The organism is Pseudomonas sp. PA1(2017), assembly GCF_001945375.1.
GTDB lineage: Bacteria > Pseudomonadota > Gammaproteobacteria > Pseudomonadales > Pseudomonadaceae > Aquipseudomonas.
Genome location: NZ_MSXU01000012.1, coordinates 1 through 205 on the forward strand (window position 1 = coordinate 1; position 205 = coordinate 205).

Consider the following 205-nt stretch of genomic DNA (forward strand, 5'->3'; position numbering starts at 1 on the left):
CTCGGCCGCTGATGGTCCGATGCCGCAAACTCGTGAGCACATCCTGCTGTCCCGTCAGGTAGGCGTTCCGTACATCGTAGTCTTCCTGAACAAGGCTGACATGGTTGACGACGCTGAGCTGCTGGAACTGGTCGAGATGGAAGTTCGCGATCTGCTGAGCACCTACGACTTCCCGGGCGACGACACTCCGATCATCATCGGTTCG

At 58.5% G+C, this 205-nt stretch carries 1 pseudogene; it reads left to right on the forward strand.

Annotated features, from left to right (window positions below):
- Positions 1 to 79 (forward strand): annotated as a pseudogene (locus BVH01_RS25265) (elongation factor Tu); the annotation flags it as partial.
- Positions 80 to 205: the final 126 nt, after the last annotated feature.